We start from the raw sequence: 6,845 nt of genomic DNA on the forward strand, positions 1-6,845 counted from the left end.
CGTCTGCACTGGGCGCGGCAGGTTATCCAGCACCGTACGCCAGAACGCCTGGGACGCTTCATCCTGGTCATAGAAACGCACCAGCCAATTGCTCTCACCGCTGCACAGCACCTGGGAGGCGATGGCACGGCCGATGCCTTTGCGGCGGTAGCGCTTGAGAATGAACAGGTCGGCCAGTTCCAGGGCGTCGATGCCCGGCAGCTCACTGCCTTCGATCAACAGGAAACCGGCAATGTAGCCCTCTACCAGCAACAGGTTGGCGCTCCACTGCGGGTCTTGCCAGTAACGGGCCAGGTGTTCGTCGTGGATGTAGAAACGGCCATCGACTTCGACATCTTCCTGTTCCCAGTCAGAGGACTCGTAGGCGTAGTACTGATAGAGATTGCGGATCAACTCGGCGTCTTCAGGGCCGGTCTGGATCAATTCGACGGTGGTTTCAGGCATGGGGTTCTCAGTGAAAAAACGCAGGGCGCCATTGTTCACAAAACCCTGAGACAGGCCAATACATTGTCCAACCTTTCTGTTTGCTGAACCGGTTGCGTATTTATCCTGCCCTAGCCAAAATCCTGAAACATTTAGAATAAACTTTGTCTGCTCCCCTCCTTTTCTTCAAGGAAATCTATCTTGACAAACGTCTGTACCGCCGGCTTGGATGTGGGTTTCGCCTCCCTGGATTACCTGCAGATCTTCATCCTGGGTGTGATCCAGGGCATCACCGAACTCTTGCCAGTGTCGTCTACCGCCCACATGCGTGTAGTACCTGCCCTGCTGGGCTGGCAAGACCCCGGCTCGGCGTTCTCTGCGGCGATGCAGTTGGCGGCGCTGGCTGCGGTGGTCAGTTACTTCTGGCGCGATGTCCGCCAGGTGACCACCGGCAGCATCAGCGCGGTACGCCGAGGTGACTACAGTGACCGCTGGTTCAAGCTGGCGGTAGCGATCGTGCTGGCGACCATCCCGATTGGCATCGCTGGCCTGGCGCTGTCTTCCACCCTGAACGCCTGCAACTCGCCGTTGCGCGGCCTGATGGTGATCGGTATTTCCTGCGTGGTGATGGCTGTGTTGTTGGCGCTGGCCGAAGTACGCGCCCGCCATACCCGGGAAGTCAGCGAAATGCGCCTGCGTGATGCGTTGATCGTCGGTGTTGCGCAGATTGGCGCATTGATTCCGGGCGTCTCGCGTTCGGGCTCCACCCTGACCGCCGCACTGTTCCTCAACTTCAAGCGTGAAGAAGCCGCACGCTTTTCCTTCCTGTTGGGCCTGCCGGCCATCGCCCTCGCCGGTTTGAAAGAACTGTGGGTGCTGCTGCATGCCGAGATGCCGGCCCATGCCTGGTCACACCTGATCTTCGGCCTGGTGGTTGCCAGTGTGTCGGCGTTCTTTGCGATCTGGGGCCTGATGAAGTTCCTGGAGCGGTTCTCCACCTGGCCGTTCGTGATCTACCGCGCGCTGTTGGGTGTGTTCCTGATTGTGGCGGTCAGTACTGGACTGCTGAGCTGACCGGGCGCAGGGATGTTCATCTGATAGAGTTCAGTGATCACAGCATGGCGATCACTGAACATGTCTTTCGTAAAGCGCGTCCAATACAAAGAAATCTCACGTCCCAATCAACGCAGTTTTGAGCCGGATCGCTGGAGTGCGCAAATCGACCTCGATGCCGCTGACGCCGCGGATAAGAGCCTACACCAGGCAGGTCTATGGTTTTATCGGGCGTTCGGCGAATTGCGCAAACAGCTCAGCTTCGCTGCAGATAAACAGATCACCAAGAAGACCAAACTCCTGGCGTTCATCACGCATGCCAACCTCAATGCCATGATGTATGAGGACGCCACGCGAGAGATTCGCGAAAAAAACACGGACACTGACCCGGCCCGACTGGCCATGCATCAGATAGTGCCGAAGTTCTCAGACCGCCACGGTACGCAGCACTCCCTAGATGAAGTTGCCCAAGCGGATATTGATGGGCTGCAACTGCCTATCCAAATGGTGCTGGCAGAAAAAACCGACACCAGCGAACCGGACATTGACACCGCCCACTTCCATCTCAAGCGTGTTGAGCACGACTATCAACTAGGCGCGCTTTATGGGGTACTTGAAGAACATTGGGAAGACTGTCTTTGGAACGATTACAGGATAACGATTGATTCCAAGGTCTTCCTCACGCCGGGGAACCCGCACTTCGCGGCCTGGAAAGTCATCAGCCAGTTTCGGCGCAATATCCTGACGCATTCGACCACCACCGCGCGGATCTTCAACTTTCACAAGCAATACCCTCACAAGACGCACAACGAATTGGGTATTCCGCGCCCTATCAGCAAAGTCACGAAAGTTCAGGGGATCACCCATTACCACTTGGCCGACGATATCGCGGTTGAGCGCTCGGCCGCCGCGACCTACCTGCTCATTCATGAGGCCATGGAACCTTATTACACAGGGTATTCGACATACCAGGCGCCCCACCTGAGCAGCGCCAGCATCAACGACGTGGTCAAGTGCTGGGCAGTTCTGTGCAGTTTGGCGCGTTGCCTGCTGGACACCCCCCAAGCACCTCCGACAGTGACGATGGATGAGCCATTATTGGTGCATGTCGCCGCACCGATGGTGGATAAGCCCGCGCTGATCAATGCCGTCTGCGATTCGCTGGGTGTCAGCCGCGAGCGTAGTCAGGCACTGATTGATTTTCTAACCTTTGATCACGCCGACAAGTCGGACACCGGAAAGAATGAGCTATGGACTCAACCGCTGATCCCATACAGCGATGACAAACTGCTCATTCTGTTCACGCCGCTTCTTTGGGGCACCACCCAACGCAATGTAAATATCTGGCTACGCCAAATGGGAGCCGACCTGGCTGCACGCGGCAATTCATTTGAAATCCATGTGCGTCATACGTTGACCCACTTCACACACTCCTCACCCCTGAAGAAATACACTCGCGTAATGCCGCATGCCTTCAAGTTCAATTTGCCGGCAGCAGGCACGCCCCCGTACGAGGATATTGACCTTCTCTTACTGATGGGGAATACCCTCGTGGTAGGCGAAATAAAGTGTTTTCTGCCACCTGCCGACACACTGAGCACTTTCAAGCATCGCGACAAGGTCATCGATGCCTGCGACCAGTTGGCTAGGAAAATTGGCCACATTCGCAAGTACGAGAAGTCATTCAGAAAACAGTGCCTGAAGGCCAACTTCCCGCTTCCCGCCAAACTCTCGATCCAGCCCTTAGTGATGCTTAACGGGCCGGCTCACTGCGGGATCCCTTATAACGGCATACCGATTGTGGATACCTACATTCTGTCGGCCTTCCTCACTGGTGTTGTGAGACAAAACATTACCGCGAGTGCCGAAGAGGGCGTGATCTCCGAGGAACACATTCATCTCTATGTTGACTTGGCTGGCGCTGAATCGAATCTTGCCGACTACCTATCGGCACCGCCGCAACTGGCTTACATAAAAGATGGGCTCACCGTGCAGAACTCCAGTCGAAAACACATTGCCCGTAATATCGAGGAGATCTGCTACAGGTATTTCGAGATTGTCTTATAACTCGCTACTTCGGTCGGCCAGCTCTTCGAGCAGGTCGGCTGAGGGCACGAAAAACAGGCCGCCGGTGACGGCGGTGCTGAAGTCCAGCAAACGGTCGTAATTACCCACGGGACGACCGACGAACATGTTTTCCAGCATCAGTTCCAGTGGCTGCGGCGAGCGTGCATAGCCGATGAAGTACGTGCCGAATTCCCCGGCACCCGGGCGACCGAAGGGCATGTTATCGCGCAGGATCTTCACTTCTTCGCCGTTCTCGTCAGTGATCACGGTCAACGCGCTATGGGAGTTGGTGGGCTTGGTCTCGTCATCCAGCTCGATGTCCGACAGCTTGGTACGCCCGATCACCTTCTCCTGGGCTTCCACCGTCAGGCCATTCCAGGCCGCCATGTTGTGCAGGTATTTCTGCACCAACACGTAGCTGCCGCCGCTGAAATCCGGGTCTTCGTCGCCAACAATCGTGAACGCCTCGGCCTTGCGCCCCACCGGGTTTTCGGTGCCGTCGACAAACCCGATGATGCTGCGCATATCGAAGTAGCGGAAACCCTGGACCTCATCCACCACTTTCACGCTGTCGCCCAGGGCCGCGATCAGTTGGGTGGCGAGTTCGAAGCACAGGTCCATCTGGTCGGCGCGGATATGCAGCAGGATATCGCCCGGCGTGGACACCGCCTTGCGCCCTTCCACACCGAACTCGCGAAACGGATGCAGGGCCGCCGGGCGCGGCGCGCCGAAGAGCCGGTCCCACGCCTGCGAGCCAAACCCGCACACACACGAGAGATTACCCGACGGCACACGCTTGCCCACCGAGCGCACCAGGCCGGCGATGTCGGCACACCAGGCACGCACCGTGTCGACATTGCCGGGTGCCAGGGTGGCGACCATGAAGATCGCGCTGCTGGTGATCGGGTGGCAAACGGACTGCGGCTCTAGGGGCGGCTGTACAGGGCAGGTCTTCATGATGGTGATCCACAGGCTAAGGATGGAGTGAACCCGCGCAGATTAGCAGATCATGTCTGACTTTTAGTCCAGATCACTCGCATCATGCCGCTCAGGCAACTGCTCGGCAGGCTCGCCCGAAACCCGATTCACCCGCCGCCCGCGCTGCACCGCAGGCCGCGCCTCAATGGCGTCAGCCCAGCGCTGCACATGCTTGTACTCATGCACCGACAAAAATTCTGCCGCGCCATATAACCGCCCTTTGACCAAACCACCGTACCAAGGCCAGATCGCAATGTCGGCGATGGTGTACTCATCGCCGGCAATGTACTCGCTCACCGCCAGACGCTGATCCAACACATCCAGCTGACGCTTGGTTTCCATGGCAAACCGGTTAATCGCATATTCCATCTTGCTCGGCGCATACGCATAGAAGTGCCCGAAGCCACCCCCCAGATAAGGCGCACTGCCCATCTGCCAAAACAACCACGACAGGCATTCCGCCCGGGCCGCAGGCTCAGTGGGGAAAAACGCGCCGAACTTCTCCGCCAGGTACTGCAGGATCGCCCCCGACTCAAACACCCGGATCGGCGTAGCACCACTGCGATCCATCAAGGCCGGGATCTTGGAGTTCGGATTGACCGCCACGAAGCCGCTGCCGAACTGGTCGCCGTCGCCGATCTTGATCAGCCACGCGTCGTATTCGGCGCCGGCATGCCCCAAGGCCAACAGTTCCTCCAGCAGGATCGTGACCTTCTGCCCATTGGGCGTGGCCAGGGAATACAGCTGCAACGGGTGCTTGCCTACCGGCAGCTCCTTATCGTGGGTGGCACCGGCGATGGGCCGGTTGATGCTGGCAAAAGTGCCGCCATTTTCGGTGTCCCAGGTCCAGACTTTCGCAGGTACGTAATCGGTCATGCTGAGTGCTCCAGAGGCGCTTGCGATCAACGAAGCGCTCCAGACTAAACCAAAGGCTGATGGTTCGTCACACAGTGAATGCCGCCACCACCCGCCGCGATCGCGTCGATATTGAGCTGCACCACCTTGCGGTTCGGGTAGAGCCGCGACAGCAGGTCCAAGGCCTTGCGATCCGCCACCGGATCTCCGAACTCAGGCGCGATCACTGCGCCGTTGATCACGAAATAATTGATGTAGCCGGCGGCGAAGTCGTCGTTGCCTCGGCTGAATTTGCTTTTGCGCGGGTTCAGCGGCGGCGACACCGTGTGCACCTGCAACGGGCGACCGTCGGCGTCGGTGGCGCTCTTGAGGATTTCAAGATGCGCCAGTGTGACCTTGTGGTCGTAGGACTCAGGGTCGGTGTCGAGGTTGGCGAGCACCACGCCGGGAGACACAAAGCGCGCATAGAAGTCGACGTGGGCGTCGGTGATGTCTTTGCCCCTGATGCCCGGCAGCCAAATGATCTTGCGCAGGCCCAGGCGCTCCTTGAGCTCGGCTTCGACGTCGGCCTTGCTCCAATCCGGGTTGCGGTTACGGTTGATCCAACTACTTTCGGTCATGATGCCGGTGCCCAGACCGTCGACCTCGATGCCACCGCCCTCGCCCACCAGCTCGCTGCGAATATGGCGGGCACCGGTTTCTTCGGCGATCTGCTCGGCCAGCAAGGCGTCCTCGGCGTGCTGCTGTTTATTGCCCCAGCCGTTGAAGTTGAAGTCCACCGCACCCTGGCCGCCCGTGCCGTCGATAACGAAATTGGCGCCGGTGTCGCGCATCCAGATATCGTCCAGCTCGGTTTCCACAAACGTGATATTGCGCGTGCCACAGTGCTGCTCGGCCAGGGCGCGCTCGTCTTCGCGGCAGAACACCGTGACCGGTTCGTACTCGGCAATCGCCCGGGCGATCCGGCCCAGGGCGGCTTGAACGTCGGCGGTAAAGTCTTCCCAGATGGCGTCCTGGGCACCAAAGGCGATAAACGCCTGGCGGTGTCTTTCGCCCTCGTCGGGCATGTAGAAACGGCCTTTGACGGCGGCGCGTACGTGGGTGGTGAGCATTGTCATGGCGCAGACCACACTGGCTTGTTTGAGGAAGGTTCGACGGGTTGGCATATCAGTCTCTGAGTACGGTGTTGAATTGAAATAGCGCCCACTACGGCGAACGGGGCCTTGTAGTGAGCGGGCTTGCCCCGCGCTGGGGGCGCAGCCGCCCTAAAACCAGGCACCTTGGTCTTTCTGAAATACTGTGGTGTCCTTGTTGGGGCCGCTACGCAGCCCAGCGCGGGGCAAGCCCGTACAGATGCTGCGCTTGATACCCCACCGCGTAACTGACTGGCATTAGGGCTTGCCCCGCGCTGGGGGGCACAGCCGCCCTAAAACCAGGCACCTCGGTCTTTCTGAAACACTGTGGTGTCC

6 protein-coding genes are annotated in these 6,845 nt (G+C 58.7%); 2 read left to right on the forward strand and 4 right to left on the reverse strand.

Going from position 1 to position 6,845, the window contains the following annotated elements:
• Positions 1-444, reverse strand: a 444-nt coding sequence (locus ACRESD_RS15285; protein ID WP_431751686.1) for a GNAT family N-acetyltransferase, incomplete at its 3' end; no start/stop codon positions are given.
• 180 nt (positions 445-624) lie between these two features.
• Between ACRESD_RS15285 and ACRESD_RS15290 the strand changes: the two genes are divergently transcribed.
• Both ACRESD_RS15290 and ACRESD_RS15295 read left to right on the forward strand, forming a co-directional pair.
• The gene (locus ACRESD_RS15290) at positions 625-1,497 is read left to right on the forward strand and encodes an undecaprenyl-diphosphate phosphatase (protein ID WP_431751687.1); all 873 of its coding nucleotides are present in this window, start codon (positions 625-627) and stop codon (positions 1,495-1,497) included.
• A 60-nt stretch (positions 1,498-1,557) separates the two neighbouring features.
• Positions 1,558-3,543, forward strand: coding sequence for a hypothetical protein (locus ACRESD_RS15295; protein WP_431751688.1), 1,986 nt, complete (start codon positions 1,558-1,560; stop codon positions 3,541-3,543).
• Here ACRESD_RS15295 and ACRESD_RS15300 read toward each other — a convergent pair.
• From ACRESD_RS15300 to ACRESD_RS15310, 3 genes are all read right to left on the reverse strand, one after another.
• The gene (locus ACRESD_RS15300; RefSeq protein ID WP_431751689.1) at positions 3,538-4,500 is read right to left on the reverse strand and encodes a Dyp-type peroxidase; all 963 of its coding nucleotides are present in this window, start codon (positions 4,498-4,500) and stop codon (positions 3,538-3,540) included. The genes ACRESD_RS15295 and ACRESD_RS15300 overlap by 6 nt on opposite strands.
• Before the next feature lie 63 nt (positions 4,501-4,563).
• Positions 4,564-5,397, reverse strand: a complete 834-nt coding sequence (gene yghU / locus ACRESD_RS15305; protein ID WP_431751690.1) for a glutathione-dependent disulfide-bond oxidoreductase — start codon at positions 5,395-5,397, stop codon at positions 4,564-4,566.
• Positions 5,398-5,441: 44 nt separating this feature from the next.
• Positions 5,442-6,542 carry an agmatine deiminase family protein gene (locus tag ACRESD_RS15310; RefSeq protein ID WP_431751691.1) on the reverse strand — a complete coding sequence of 367 codons (1,101 nt, stop codon included), beginning with the start codon at positions 6,540-6,542 and terminating at the stop codon, positions 5,442-5,444.
• Positions 6,543-6,845 lie beyond the last annotated feature (303 nt).

It is taken from the genome of Pseudomonas sp. (assembly GCF_050739995.1).
Lineage (GTDB): Bacteria > Pseudomonadota > Gammaproteobacteria > Pseudomonadales > Pseudomonadaceae > Aquipseudomonas.